The following is a 13,540-nucleotide window of genomic DNA, read 5'->3' as shown; positions in this document are numbered from 1 at the left end:
TTTTAGGACTATATTCCCCAAAATGGACCAGCTGCTCCAATGATGACCTCAATGACACCTAAAGAGAGATTAATTGCAATAATAGGGCGCATTTGATTATTCATTATGGCACCCGCCAATGGAAAGTTTTCATCTGCAACCAACTGTTTAAATTTTGCAAATGGCACAAAATATAACCAGGCAAATAAAATAATCATTACCCAGCCAATAATCTGCATGGCGTGAATATAAAAAGGAGTGGTTTCTAAAGCACCAAAACTTACACTCCAGTCCCAATAGCCTGTTACGACTAAGACAATAATAAACAGCCATACCCATGGAAAAAACCGACTAAATACATTCACCCATAATCGTAAACGAATCGGTGGTTCAAGAGTCATCGCGGCGGGTCTTAAAATGCGATAGGCTAAAAATATTCCGCCTACCCAAAGTACTGCTGTCAAGCTATGAAGGGCGATAGCAAGTTGATCAATGAATGACATAACATTTAATGACATTGTCTTCTCTCTTAGAATGGCTGATGATAATTAAGAAATACGTTCGTCTTTGAACAGGGTAAAGATTAATGAAGCCAATATGTGGTTTCAAGTAGTCTCTATTCTCTATATTGGTAGTCGTTTATGCAACCTAAAAATCGTATTGCGTTATTTCTCTGCTAAACTACGCAGCCGACTTAAATTCACTTAGCTTATTTAAAGGCAAAACCTTGTGGCACTAAAACCGACTATCTATAAATTTAGAATCTCACTTTCAGATATGAATCGTGATGTATATGATTCAATGGCATTAACAGTGGCGATGCACCCCTCTGAAAATGTAGAGCGGATGATGGCTCGAGTGATGGCCTATTGTTGGAACTATCAAGAATTTTTAGATTTCACAAAAGGGTTAAGCTCAATCGAGGATCCCGATATTTGGGTGCGAACTTTAGATGATCAATTAATGTTATGGATTGATATTGGTGAGCCAGCTTTTGATAGAGTCAAGAAAGCAACTACTTTAGCTCGTGAAGTAAAAGTGTACAGTTTCAACAGCAAAGCTGAGGTTTGGTGGAAGCAAGGTGAGGCTAAATTTAGCCAGTTAAAAGCGAACTTTTATTGTTTTGATAATAAACAAATTCAAAAGTTAGCAGGCCTGGTCGATAGAACCACCGATATGTCGGTAACCATTTCGGGCGATTCAGCTTATGTAACAACCGATAAAGGGGATTGTGAGGTGGTTTGCCAGCATTTAAATTAGGCTTTAAGAGCAATGACCGTTTTTTAGATTAACTAATCCATTACTTAAAACCTAGAAAAGTTCAATGTCGTTTTCAGTATCGTGTACGACTAGGGTGTTGCGTCCATTGCGTTTAGCGGTATAAAGCGCTTCATCGGCATATTTATAAATTTCTTCTTTAATGTAGGATTTATCTGGGTGTAGAATCATTAGCCCCATAGAAAGTGTCACTCTTTGGTAGGGTGGATTGCCTGAGTGTTCGATGTTTTGGTCATACAACATCGTTTTACAACGTTCTGCTACTAAAATCGCCTGTTCTGGATCATCAACGCTGTAAAGCACGGCAAATTCTTCACCACCTAATCTAAAGACAGAATCACTAGAACGTTGAAAACAAGACTTGGTTGTACTAACGATGGTTTTTAGCACTTCATCACCCGCTTGGTGGCCATAGGTGTCGTTATATTTTTTGAAATTATCGGCATCCATCATCAAAAAACACAAGTAACTATTGTCACGTCTAGCGCGGCTAATTTCTAATGGCAAAATTCGATTATATTGGCGACGGTTCCAAGCCCCAGTAAGATCATCGGTTATGGTTAAACTTTCTATTCGTTTGTGGTCAGTGATGTCATGGCGAATGGCTAAATAGCCTGTTGTTTCACCACTGGCATCTTTAATTGGGTCAATGTTCATGGTTACCCAATAGGCCTCGTCATTTTTGTTGCTATTTTTGACTTCTCCTGTCCATGGTTTATCTGCTTGAATGGTTTCCCACATCTCTTTAAAAAACGAGTCGGGCATGTCTGGGTGTCTAAATAAACTGTGATTTTGTCCTATTAACTCATCTTCTGAGTAGCCTGAAATACGACAAAAAGCTTGGCTTACACTGGTTATTTTGCCATCAAGATCAGTAGATGAAGTAATAACGTGTTGGTTGACCATGTCAGAATAACGGTGAATATCATTAAGCATTAATTCGAGTTCTCGAATAAGGTTTTTACCATTAATATGACTAAGTTTATACATGATTATTTTGGGCTGTTTAGTGGATGAGTCTTGTAAGATAGGCCGTTGCTATCAAAGCAAAACCCTAGTGGTTAATTCAGAGGGTTAACCAATAAAGACTAGGGTTTTGACTAGGTGATTAAGTTTAATGGAAACTAAAACTCTGCGTCGTAATAGACTTTTTGCACGTCATCTAAATCTTCAAGCAGGTTAATGAATTTTTCAAACATCTCTAAATCTTCACCTTCAATGGTTTTAGTCATCTGTGGCACAAATTGAATTTCATCCACTTCAAATTCAATACCTTCAAAAGCTTCTTTTAGGGCATTTTTAGCTTTAAAGTATTCGGTATGTGGTGCAAATACCGTAATTTTACCGTCTTCTGCTTCAATATCGGTGACATCGACATCCGCCATCATTAATGCTTCTAATGCGGCTTCTTCATCCTCACCTGCAAAGACTAAAATAGCTGAGTGGTCGAACATATGAGATACGCTGCCTTGAGTTCCTATTTTGCAGTTGGTTTTGGTAAAGCAGTGACGCACATCACCAAAGGTACGGTTTGGGTTATCGGTTAAACACTCAACAATCACCATGGTGTTACCTGGGCCATAACCTTCATAGCGTGCTGCGGCAAAATCTTCACCGCCACCACCTTTGGCTTTTTCAATCGCTTTTTCAATAACATGTGCAGGAACTTGGTCTTTCTTTGCTCTATCAATTAAGCCTTGTAAAGCTAGGTTACCTTCAGTTTCGACGCCTCCAGACTTGGCACAAACATAAATCTCACGGCTGTATTTACTATATACCTTGGCTTTTTGATCCGAGGTTTTTGCCATGGATTCTTTGCGGTTTTGAAAGGCTCTTCCCATTGTTTATGCTCCATTAAAAATGCATTTAAAAATTTGTGCGGTAAATTTTACACAATTCCACCATTATTGAGGAGGTTTTGCTCTAAAATCGCTCTTAATTGTAATGAAAAACATAATACATGTGATGAGTTAGGACGGAAAAATGAATCGACAGAAGAAAATCAGACAAAAATTTGAGAAAAAGTTAAAACAAGCTAAGGCAAAAAGATTCCCAAAAAATAAAGAGCCTTATATTGCGAAAGCAGATCGTGAAGAAGTCGCAGAGGTGGTTATTGAATCTGATAATAGCCAGGAAGAGAAGGACGTTTAAATGACAAAAAAGCCACTTTAATTCAGGCGTACTAAATTAAAGTGGCTTTTGTCTTTTTGCAAAGCTCAGTAGAATAAGTTCTGAAATAGAGCGTGGTTTAAGCCTTTTTCAAGAAAGCCGCAACTAATACAATTTGTGTACCGTTGACTTTGCCTTCAATGTGTAAAGGGTTGTCTGTTAGGTGAATATTCTTAACTAAAGTTCCACGTTTTGCCGTGAAGTTTGCGCCTTTAACATCCAAATCTTTAATTAAGGTAACATCATCACCTTCATTTAGAACGGTTCCGTTGCTGTCTTTCGTTGGGGTAGTGTCATCATCTTCATTGGCAAGACCCGCATCAGCCCACGCTTTCATATCATCGTCAAGGTACATCATATCTAAAAGATCTTGTGGCCAACCTTCTGCACGTAAAGCGTGTAACATTCTGTAAGAAAGTACTTGTACGGCTGGAGTCGGTGACCACATGCTGTCATTCAAACAACGCCAGTGATTGGCATCGATTGTGTCAGGGTTTTCCATTTGTGATTTACATGTCTCGCAAACCAATACGGTTTGCTCTTCTGAGCCGTCACTTGGTGCAACTTCAAATACCGATAAATCGTGTTCTGAACCACATAGTTCACATTTGTTACCACTGCGGGCAATTAAAGCTTGCTCAACGCTCATATGAATAATCCTTTTAAAGTCTGTAAAATTGGGTGGGCGTATTATGCAATAAATAGGCTTAAAAGTCATTAATCCCTTCAGTTATAAGGGATACAACCCAAGGTTAATCCAAAAAGATAAGTCACCAGGCCTGGTTATTTTATGGATAATGGGTGACTTCTTTTTTACTTTTTTAATTTAAAAAGCGTGTTAAATAGAGTTAAATTGTTTTGGAAATGGTTTTAGCAAGGTAAAGAGAAGACGTTGAGAGCAAATTACGATTTTAATAAGGATTATTTTGCCGTTTTGGGTGTGCATTATGGCGCATGTTCCCAAACGGTAAAATTAGCTTATCGAAAAATGGCGAGGCGATATCATCCAGATGTTTCAAAGATACATAATGCAAAAGTACTTTTTCAAGAAGTGGCTTTGGCTTATGAGGTTTTGAGTAAATACCGTGAAGATTATTGTTATGAATATGATTTATTCAAGTTGCGGAATTATGCAAAAACATCTTCAGGCCCTTCGCAAAGAGGAGCAAACAGCAATGATTATAAGCAAAATAACGATGCTGAACATAATGATAAAACCTCTCAAAATGAGAACAGAAGTTCTGAAAATACACGAACGGCTTATCGTCAACAAAAACCAATCAATGGCAAAGATCGAGTCATTACCTATCCTCTTACGCTACGTTATGCCATTCGTTTACTTCACTTGGGAAGCTTTTATATTCCCGCTCTTAGGCAAAAAATAAAATTTACCCGTAAGGCCTTTGAAAATAAAACCTTTAGGATTAAAGGAAAAGGCTATACGGGTTTATTTGGTGGTGTTGCGGGTGATTTTTTAGTGAAGTTTGATATTAAGGTCGATAGCAGTCGTTACAAATTAAAAGGTGCGGATATTTACAGCACGGTTTTGATAAATAAAAGTTTAATGAAGTTAGGCGAGCAAGTCCGTTTAGATGTTGTGAGTGGTAAAGTAGAGTTTTATTTGCCAGAAAACTACTCTTCTGAAAACGTGATTAAAATTATTGGAAAAGGCTTGCCTGCGGATAGAGAAACAAAAGCGGGGGATTTGTATTTAAGAGTGATTGCTAATTAACGCAATTTATTTACGAGATTTAATAATGTGGACCTACTCGTATAAAGCTCCCAATTACCCTTGAATTTGTTTCGATTTCCCATATGAACTCTCTATTGAGTAAATTTGAGCTAAAAAGAATGAGTAAAAAAGGATTCTGTTATGCGCTTTTAAGGAACCGATATTGCTTTAATTGCTTTAGGGTAAAATATAAAAGAGAGCTTTGTTAGGAAGACCTTTGCAATGTTACGTATAAAGGTCTTTAACGAGTGTATACAAAAAGTTCTAAAAGATTAACTAAGCTGAGAACCGAGTATTTTCAGAGAGCATAAAACGAAAGAGAGCACATGCCTTATTCTTCAGAATATGATGATGGTAATTTATTACTAGAAACAGCTAAACCTAAAGTTAAACCACCAAAAAAATATCAAGTGGTTCTATTAAATGATGATTACACACCAATGGAGTTTGTTGTTGATGTATTGCAACGTTTTTTTGGTATGGATGAGCTAAAAGCAAATGCCGTTATGTTGGCAGTGCATCAAGAAGGAAAGGGTGTGTGTGGTGTGTTTAGTCGTGAGATTGCAGAAATGAAAGTACAACAAGTAAACAGTTATTCTCGTCAAAATAAACACCCATTAATGTGTCAGTTAGAGGTCGCCTAAGATGTTAAGTAAAGAATTACAAATGACCTTAAGTAACGCGTTTAGTGTAGCGCATGAGTATGAGCACGAGTTTGTTACTCTAGAGCATCTACTATTAGAGTTATTAGGCGTGCCAGCAGTCCAAGAGGTGGTTAATGCCTGTGGTGCCGATGTGGTTGCGATTGAGGAGGGGTTAGAACGCTTTTTAGAGTCTGAAATGGTCAGTCGTAAGCCTGATGAGTTACAGCCAACCATGAGTTTTCAGCGAGTGATTGAACGAGCTATCTATTTGGTTCAATCAAATGGATACCCAGAAGTCACTGCGGTACATGTTTTAGCTTCTTTATATGCTGAGCAAGACTCTCAGGCGGTGTATTTGCTTGAAAGCAACGGTGTTGAGCGTGTTGATGTCTTAAGTTTTCTCTCTCATGGGGTAACTGCTGCGGAGAGTGAAGATTATTTGCCCGCTACTGGTGAGACGGATGACGAGCAAATGCAGCCTGGTGGTGAGCAGAAGAAATCACCTTTAGAGAGTTTTACCACCAACCTTAATGAAGAGGTTGTCTCTGGCAAAATCGATCCAATCATTGGTCGTGAGTGGGAGTTAAATCGTACGCTGGAGGTATTAAGCCGTCGACGTAAAAATAACCCGTTATTGGTTGGTGAGCCAGGAGTGGGTAAAACGGCCGTGGCAGAAGGTTTGGCGTATCAAATCGTGCATGAAAAAGTACCTGAAAGTTTAGCTGATGCCGTGGTTTATAGTTTGGATATGGGTGCCTTATTAGCGGGTACACGTTATCGTGGTGATTTTGAAAAGCGTTTTAAAGCGTTATTAAAAGCGTTAGAGCAAGAACAGCATGCGATTTTGTTTATTGATGAAATTCATACCGTCATTGGTGCGGGAGCCGTTCAAGGCGGTGCAATGGACGCTTCTAATTTAATGAAACCTTCTTTATCTTCTGGCAAATTACGTTGCGTTGGCGCAACCACTTATGAAGAGTACCGTGGTGTGTTTGAAAAAGATCGTGCTTTGGCGCGCCGTTTTCAAAAGGTAGATGTGAAAGAGCCGACTCAGCAAGAGAGTTTTGAGATTCTAAAAGGCTTAAAGTCTAAATATGAAGAACATCATGATGTGAAATACACATTACCAGCTTTAAAAGAAGCGGTTGCTCTGTCAGCACGTTATTTAACGGATAGACAATTACCTGATAAAGCGATTGATGTGATTGATGAAGCGGGAGCTAAACAGCGCTTAGCTGTTGCCAGTAAACGTAAAAAACAAATTGGTGTGGCAGAAGTACAGCACGTAGTTGCTAGTATCGCACGTATTCCCGTTTCGCAAATCACCCAAAAAGAGAAAGACAAGTTATTTGACTTAGAAGCCAATTTAAAACGCGTGATTTTTGGTCAAAACGCCGCAGTAGAAAAAGTCACATCAGCCATTCATTTGGCGCGTTCTGGCTTAAATAATCCTAATAAACCCACCGCTTCATTTTTATTTGCAGGGCCAACCGGTGTGGGTAAAACGGAATTAAGCCAGCAGTTAGCCAACCACATGGGCGTTGAAATGCTGCGTTTTGACATGTCTGAATATATGGAACGCCATACGGTGTCACGTTTAATTGGCGCGCCTCCTGGTTATGTAGGTTATGACCAAGGTGGTTTATTAACCGAAGCGGTCGCTAAAAACCCGCATGCGGTTGTGTTATTAGATGAAATTGAAAAGGCGCATCCTGATGTCTTTAACTTGTTATTACAAGTGATGGATCACGGAACCTTGACTGATAATAACGGCCGTAAAGCCGATTTTAGAAACATTATCTTAATTATGACTTCTAACGTGGGTGCTGAGCAAATGGCACGCTCTAGCATGGGCTTTACCTTACAAGACCATACAATGGACTTTGACGCCGAGCTTAAAAAAGTCTTTACCCCAGAATTCCGTAACCGTTTAGATGCCGTTATTCAGTTTAACCGCTTATCTGAAGAGTCTATGGAATCGGTCGTGAACAAGTTTATTTATGCGTTAGAAAACGCATTAGCCGATAAAAAAGTGACCGTTAAATTAAGTGATGCCGCACGTCATTGGTTAGCCACCAAAGGCTATGATCCACTAATGGGCGCACGTCCAATGGAACGATTGATTCAAGAGAAGGTCAAACAACCACTGGCCGAGAAATTACTGTTTGGTGATTTACAACACGGTGGCGAAGTCTTTATTGATTGTAAAGACGATGCGCTTACCTTTGAAAAGGTTGAAAAATAACCTGCCATTAATTTGAATTTATCTCTTTGATTAAATTGATAATTCATTTTTAGGACATGCCCTGTGCTTACAAAGTATTGGTGGCCACAGGACGTGCCCTGTGCCTACAAAGTATTAATGGCCACTGGACATGCCCTGTGCCTACAAAGTATTAATGGCTCACAGGTTTTACCAGGCCTGGTAAAACCGATTGAACTTAATTTAAAGACCTTTGTCCATGACTCGAGCAAAGGTCTCATTTAGATATTCAAATCATTCAAAGTGAAATGCTAAAAAACGATTAAAATACGTAAAAGTATTTACCTATTAATGTGTTTTGCATTAATATGGGTTAATGTTTCTTATTATTTCACTTCCGCTTTTTTTTCAGCGTTTTATTCCAGCAAATATTGTGGCCACCGCCACAGGTCAACTTGTGCCAACGGGCAAAAGCAAAACTCTTCAATCCGCCAAAGCCTCAGAAACCAAACTATCAAAAGTGTTACCCATTACCCAAAAGCGGTTGCAATCCAGTCATAAACTGCTTGATAGAAGCCTTATCTCAGAAGATCAGTTTCTACAAATCAAACAAAACTTTATAGAACAAACCCAAGATCTAAAAATTGAATCTCTAAGAATTCAAAGTATTCATGCACAGCTCAAACAAATGCAATCGCAACAAGCCAGCTTACGTAGCCACACCAAGCAAACCTTAATGCAACGATTGTTAGATACCCAACGCCAAAAAGACCTTGCCGAGCAAGATTACATTAAAGCCCAACAACGCCTAAAACAATATGTTATTCAATCACCCATTAACGGCACGGTACAACAACTCGCCATGAATACCGTCGGTGGAGTAGTCACCTCCGCCCAAGAGCTTATGGTCATAGTGCCTAAAAACCAAAAGTTAGAAGTAGAAGCCATGCTCTTAAACAAAGACATTGGTTTTGTGCATGAAGGCCGAGAGTCAGCATTAAACGCCGAAGTCAAAATCGACACCTTTAACTTCACTAAATACGGAGTGATTGATGCAAAAATCAGCAATATCTCGCGTGATGCTGTTGAAAATAAAGACTTAGGGCTGGTCTACGCCATGCGTTTAAAAATAGAGAAAAACAATGTCTATGTCGATAACAAACTCGTTGATCTTTCACCCGGCATGCAAGTGACCGCGGAGATTAAAACGGGGCAAAGACGTATTATTGAATACTTATTAACACCTTTACTGCGTTATCAAAATGAAAGTATTGGAGAAAGGTAGAGCACAACATGACAAAAAATGACTCTGCCCAAAACTTTATTACCGTTTATGAAAATGTGCTCTCGCCACAGAATTGCAAAGCCTTGATAGAAAAGTTTGAAGCTAATCCTCAGTGCCAAAAAGATGAACACCAACAAGATAAAACCAGTGACTGGAAAATGCAATTCACCCAAATTAACTTTTTAGAAAGTGACGCGTTTGAGCAAGAAGCAAAACAACTTCAACCGCTATTTTTACAAGCCATTAATGCCTACAAAAAAGAACATCATATTCAACCGCACCAATGGCCAGAACAATTTAAGTTAGAACCGATTCGTATGAAACGCTACCTACCCAATGCAAATGATAGCTTTGGCGAACATGTCGATGTATCGGATTATGCATCGGCAAGGCGATTTTTAGTGTTTTATATTTATTTGAACGATGATTTTGAAGGTGGAGAAACCAGCTTTAAACAGTTCAATATTAAAGTTAAACCCAAACAGGGAAGCCTTATTTTATTTCCACCCATGTGGAACTGGTTGCACCAAGCCCATGCCGTAAAAGGCAAAAATCCAAAATACATTGTTGGGAGTTATATGCATTATGTTTAAGAATAAACCGCTAAATCAAAGTTTGCTGGTTTTTGTATTTTGTTATGTACCGTTTTCAGTTTTTTCCAGTGAATCGGTTGCCAGTGCACCGGTAATTTATACCTTTGAAGGTAAAAAAGACCCACGCCTACAAGCGATTTTTTCGGTGATTTATAAAGGCACCAGTAACACAAGAGAGTGCACACAACAAAACCCAAGCACCGCCACCCGAAAACCCATGCTTGCAGGCAAAAGCTACCGTATTACTGAAGAAAACTATCATATTGAAATCCCGGTTTATCAACAGGAAACCGACGGGCAATGCGGTTATCAATTTAGGCGTATTGAGCTGGTATTAAGACGCCAGTATGACAAGGAACTCTATTCGGCCCATATTCTTTTGGATACCGAGCAGGAAGTTTCGCCTATTTATTACGGTTATAAGACGGGCATAAAAAGTGGGGGGGGGCACCCTTTAATGCCAGGCACATTATTCACCGATAAAAAATATTTTCGCATTGCGACTGAGAGCAATTATTTTTGTAGGACGAAATTTTTTGAGAGGCTTGGTACTGACTTTTATTGTTATATGAAAATTCGAGATGGTGAAGGTGAAAACCAGTTTATTAAGCCTACTAAATATAATCGGGTTACTCATCCTGAATTTGGGGTTAATGAAATGAAAAGCGAAACTTTTCAAATAAACATAATGGCAGATGATGAAGGTAGTGCCTATTACCCTCCTGAAAGAGAAAAAGGGATAGTTTACGGTGAGTTTAAAATTTTACCCAAACCCCCAGAACCGAAACAAAAACCACTTTCTTGGAGTGAACTTAAAGAGAAAGTAACCAGTTGGTTTGAATAAGTAGCAGATAGTTTGTTGGGATAAAGTCAGAATTTAGAGATTAGAGAGGATAGCAAAATGGCAAATGAAATTAGAATTGGCAAATTAGATAGCTCAGTGTTTTTTAAAAAGGGTTTTTTAATGAGCGCGATGGTGTTGTTGCCGATTGCTTTATTTGCCAGTGAGCCTGTTATTTACACTTTTGAAGGTAAAAAAGATCCACGGTTAGAGGCGACTTTTTCGGTGATTTATAAAGGTACCAGCAATGCCAAAGAGTGCACTCAACAAAACCCAAGCACCGCCACCCGAAAACCCATGCTTGCAGGCAAAAGCTATCGTATTACTGAAGAAAACTATCATATTGAAATCCCGGTTTATCAACAGGAAACCGACGGGCAATGCGGTTATCAATTTAGGCGTATTGAGCTGGTATTAAGACGCCAGTATGACAAGGAACTCTATTCTGCCCATATTCTTTTGGATACCGAGCAGGAAGTTTCGCCTATTTATTACGGTTATAAGACGGGCATAAAAAGTGGGGGGCACCCTTTAATGCCAGGCACATTATTCACCGATAAACAGTATTTTCGTATTGCCACTGAGAGCAATTATTTTTGTAGGACGAAATTTTATACAAGGTTAAGTGGCGATGGATTTTATTGTTTTATGAAAATCAGAGATGGGCAAGGTAAAAACCAGTTTATTAAACCCACCGAAAATAACCGCGTTACCCACCCAGATTTTGGTGTGAATGAAATGAGAAGTGAAATTTTTCAGATCAATATTTTTGCCGATGATGAGGGTAGTAAAGCTTATACGGGCAAAGGGACATTACAGGATTATTTTAGAACCCTACCCAAGCCGACAGAGCCAAAACAAAAACCACTTTCTTGGGAAGAGCTTAAAGAGAAAGTAACAATTTGGTTTACTGGTTGGTTTGAATAAGTAGCTGATAGTTTGTTGGGATAGAGTCAGAATTTAGAGATTAAAGAGGGTAGCAATATGGCAGATGTAATTAGATTAGGCGTATTTTTTGACGGCACTGGCAATAATATGTGAATAAAAAGGGGTCAAAGCTAAAAAGAGGTCAAAGCCGTTTTTTGTGGATAAGTTATCTTTTTAATTTTGTAGTTATTAAGTTTTCGTTGGTTTCAGTGATAGCAGGCCTGGTAGAATTGTTTTTAAAATATGTGAAAAAGGGGACGCTACCCTTTTATTTTGAAGTTACCAGGCCTGGTAATTTATAAAAAAGAACCCACTTAGCAAGTTTTGTTAAGCGGGTTTTGTGATTTTGGTAATGCTGGATTTTTTAATAAAAACCAAATAATTGGGGTCATATATGGATACGCCCCTGATTTCAAGTAATAAAAAACCCCTTAGTATCAAATGATAGTAAGGGGTTTTTTATTTAGAAAGGTTTTGAATTTCTCTCAACTTACCAGCTTATTTACCGCGGTAAGTAATACGTCCTTTAGTGAGGTCGTATGGAGTAAGTTCTACTTTTACAGCATCGCCCGCAAGAATTCGGATATAGTTTTTACGCATACGTCCTGAGATGTGTGCCAAAATTTGGTGACCATTTTCTAACTCTACTTTAAACATCGTGTTCGGTAAAGTTTCTAGAACGACACCGTCGAATTCAATAACGTCTTGTTTTGCCATAAGCTTGTTTAAATCCTTTCTATAAAAAATTGTGCGCGGATTATAACAAATTTAGTTGTTTGAATTCAAATAATTATCCCTTATTTCCTGAATTAGTTTCAAATAGCGTTGTGGAACAGGGGAGACGGGCTTGGTAAGGCTCGATTGAGACTCTAATAACCAATGAAATAAGTTCTGTTCAGACTCAAGAAAAAGAGCGTTAATCAGTTCAGTTTTTTGTATAAGATCTTTTTCTGAAAAAATTAAATTACCCTTAATATCAACAGGTAGCGTACCGTTTAAAGAATGAATGTAGCTTTTTAAAAGTAATTCAGTTTCTAGATTACCTCTTTTGCAAAGAAATAATGCACGCTTTTGCCAGTCTTTAAATGACCATGTTTGACTATTTGTGGATGGGTTTTCTTTATCCATGGTCTCTTTTTGTTTCCCTTAAATTTTAGAGTTAATAAAACTGATACCGCATTAATAAAGCTTTTTAACCATAATCGATTTAAGCTCTTGAATGGCTCGACTCGGGTTTAAGCCTTTAGGGCAAGCGTCGGTACAATTCTGAATATGACGGCAACGAAACACATTGGTTGGGCTGTCTAATTGTTTGATGCGGTCAATATGTTTTATATCTCTAGAATCAATCACAAAACGTTGTGCAGCTAATAAAGCGGCTGGGCCTGCAAACTGATTAGGGTTCCACCAAAAGGAGGGACAGGCTGTCGAGCAGCATCCGCATAAAATGCATTCATAACTTCCATCAAGTTTGGCTCTATCTTCTGGCGATTGTAGATGCTCATGTTCAAGGTTAAGTTCTGTTGTTTGTAAAAAAGGCTTTACGCTTTGATATTGGCTATAGAACAAATTCATGTCGATAATTAAATCCTTAATAATCGGCAGGCCTGGTAGCGGTTTAATCACAATGGGTTGTGCAAGTGATGACACCCGTGTAATACAGCTTAGGTGGTTTTTTCCATTGACGTTCATGCCATCCGAACCGCACACGCCTTCTTGACAAGAAGAACGAAATCCAAGTGTAGGGTCTTGTTGGCGTACCAAGTGCAATAAACCGAGTAGCATTAGGTCATCAGGAACTAAACTGTCGTCAATGTTATAAGTTTTATCATAAGGCCTTTTGTCAGTTTCTGGATTAAAACGGCTAATAATCAGTTGCATGAGCTTTC

16 protein-coding genes are annotated in these 13,540 nt (G+C 38.7%); 9 read left to right on the top strand and 7 right to left on the bottom strand.

The features are described from left to right. Positions 1-8: 8 nt before the first annotated feature. Positions 9-497, bottom strand: a complete 489-nt coding sequence (locus A379_RS01680; protein ID WP_232744801.1) for a CopD family protein — start codon at positions 495-497, stop codon at positions 9-11. A 211-nt stretch (positions 498-708) separates the two neighbouring features. Here A379_RS01680 and A379_RS01675 point away from each other — a divergent pair, with 211 nt between their 5' ends. Beyond that, positions 709-1,239 (top strand): YaeQ family protein, encoded by a 531-nt coding sequence (locus A379_RS01675; protein ID WP_040725244.1) that lies wholly within the window; start codon positions 709-711, stop codon positions 1,237-1,239. A 51-nt stretch (positions 1,240-1,290) separates the two neighbouring features. On the opposite strand, the gene A379_RS01670 is transcribed toward A379_RS01675, so the two are convergent. Together A379_RS01670 and A379_RS01665 are read right to left on the bottom strand one after the other, a co-directional pair. Continuing rightward, the gene (locus tag A379_RS01670) at positions 1,291-2,247 is read right to left on the bottom strand and encodes a sensor domain-containing diguanylate cyclase (protein WP_051144902.1); all 957 of its coding nucleotides are present in this window, start codon (positions 2,245-2,247) and stop codon (positions 1,291-1,293) included. A 134-nt stretch (positions 2,248-2,381) separates the two neighbouring features. Further along, positions 2,382-3,098, bottom strand: a complete 717-nt coding sequence (locus tag A379_RS01665) for a YebC/PmpR family DNA-binding transcriptional regulator (RefSeq protein WP_040725240.1) — start codon at positions 3,096-3,098, stop codon at positions 2,382-2,384. Between the two features lie 142 nt (positions 3,099-3,240). Here A379_RS01665 and A379_RS12900 point away from each other — a divergent pair, with 142 nt between their 5' ends. After that, positions 3,241-3,408: a DUF2986 domain-containing protein gene (locus tag A379_RS12900; RefSeq protein ID WP_081696302.1), complete on the top strand. Its 168-nt coding sequence runs from the start codon at positions 3,241-3,243 to the stop codon at positions 3,406-3,408. Positions 3,409-3,505: 97 nt separating this feature from the next. Here the strand turns inward: A379_RS12900 and A379_RS01660 are convergent, their stop codons facing one another. Beyond that, positions 3,506-4,075 carry an alkylphosphonate utilization protein gene (locus tag A379_RS01660; RefSeq protein WP_040725233.1) on the bottom strand — a complete coding sequence of 190 codons (570 nt, stop codon included), beginning with the start codon at positions 4,073-4,075 and terminating at the stop codon, positions 3,506-3,508. Positions 4,076-4,318: 243 nt separating this feature from the next. Here A379_RS01660 and A379_RS01655 point away from each other — a divergent pair, with 243 nt between their 5' ends. The 7 genes from A379_RS01655 to A379_RS01620 all read left to right on the top strand — a co-directional run bounded on the left by A379_RS01655 (position 4,319) and on the right by A379_RS01620 (position 11,651). Next, positions 4,319-5,158, top strand: coding sequence for a DnaJ C-terminal domain-containing protein (locus tag A379_RS01655; protein WP_040725231.1), 840 nt, complete (start codon positions 4,319-4,321; stop codon positions 5,156-5,158). Between the two features lie 326 nt (positions 5,159-5,484). Next, entirely contained in the window at positions 5,485-5,802 is a 318-nt protein-coding gene (gene clpS / locus A379_RS01650) for an ATP-dependent Clp protease adapter ClpS (protein ID WP_040725229.1), read from the top strand. A 1-nt stretch (position 5,803) separates the two neighbouring features. Continuing rightward, a complete protein-coding gene (clpA, locus tag A379_RS01645; RefSeq protein WP_040725228.1) occupies positions 5,804-8,047 on the top strand; it encodes an ATP-dependent Clp protease ATP-binding subunit ClpA in 2,244 nt (747 codons plus the stop codon). A gap of 334 nt (positions 8,048-8,381) precedes the next feature. Then, on the top strand, positions 8,382-9,290 hold the full coding sequence (locus A379_RS01635; RefSeq protein WP_051144901.1) for an HlyD family type I secretion periplasmic adaptor subunit: 909 nt from the start codon (positions 8,382-8,384) through the stop codon (positions 9,288-9,290). An 8-nt stretch (positions 9,291-9,298) separates the two neighbouring features. Further along, positions 9,299-9,883, top strand: a complete 585-nt coding sequence (locus A379_RS12530; protein ID WP_051144900.1) for a 2OG-Fe(II) oxygenase — start codon at positions 9,299-9,301, stop codon at positions 9,881-9,883. Then, entirely contained in the window at positions 9,876-10,727 is an 852-nt protein-coding gene (locus tag A379_RS01625) for a hypothetical protein (protein ID WP_040725225.1), read from the top strand. Before A379_RS12530 ends, A379_RS01625 begins: the two co-directional genes overlap by 8 nt. A 57-nt stretch (positions 10,728-10,784) precedes the next feature. Continuing rightward, the gene (locus tag A379_RS01620) at positions 10,785-11,651 is read left to right on the top strand and encodes a hypothetical protein (RefSeq protein ID WP_040725224.1); all 867 of its coding nucleotides are present in this window, start codon (positions 10,785-10,787) and stop codon (positions 11,649-11,651) included. Between the two features lie 498 nt (positions 11,652-12,149). Here the strand turns inward: A379_RS01620 and infA are convergent, their stop codons facing one another. Genes infA through A379_RS01605 form a run of 3 tightly spaced genes read right to left on the bottom strand, consistent with a single transcriptional unit; the run spans position 12,150 to position 13,532 of the window. After that, entirely contained in the window at positions 12,150-12,368 is a 219-nt protein-coding gene (gene infA, locus A379_RS01615; RefSeq protein ID WP_029407455.1) for a translation initiation factor IF-1, read from the bottom strand. Positions 12,369-12,419: 51 nt separating this feature from the next. Then, positions 12,420-12,779, bottom strand: coding sequence for a hypothetical protein (locus A379_RS01610; protein WP_040725221.1), 360 nt, complete (start codon positions 12,777-12,779; stop codon positions 12,420-12,422). A 51-nt stretch (positions 12,780-12,830) separates the two neighbouring features. Then, on the bottom strand, positions 12,831-13,532 hold the full coding sequence (locus A379_RS01605) for a succinate dehydrogenase iron-sulfur subunit (protein WP_040725220.1): 702 nt from the start codon (positions 13,530-13,532) through the stop codon (positions 12,831-12,833). Positions 13,533-13,540: the final 8 nt, after the last annotated feature.

Origin of the sequence: Thiomicrorhabdus sp. Kp2 (genome assembly GCF_000478585.1) — a bacterium.
Lineage (GTDB): Bacteria > Pseudomonadota > Gammaproteobacteria > Thiomicrospirales > Thiomicrospiraceae > Thiomicrorhabdus.
Note: the sequence above shows the minus strand (reverse complement) of the source record. Positions and strands in the feature narration are given on the sequence as shown.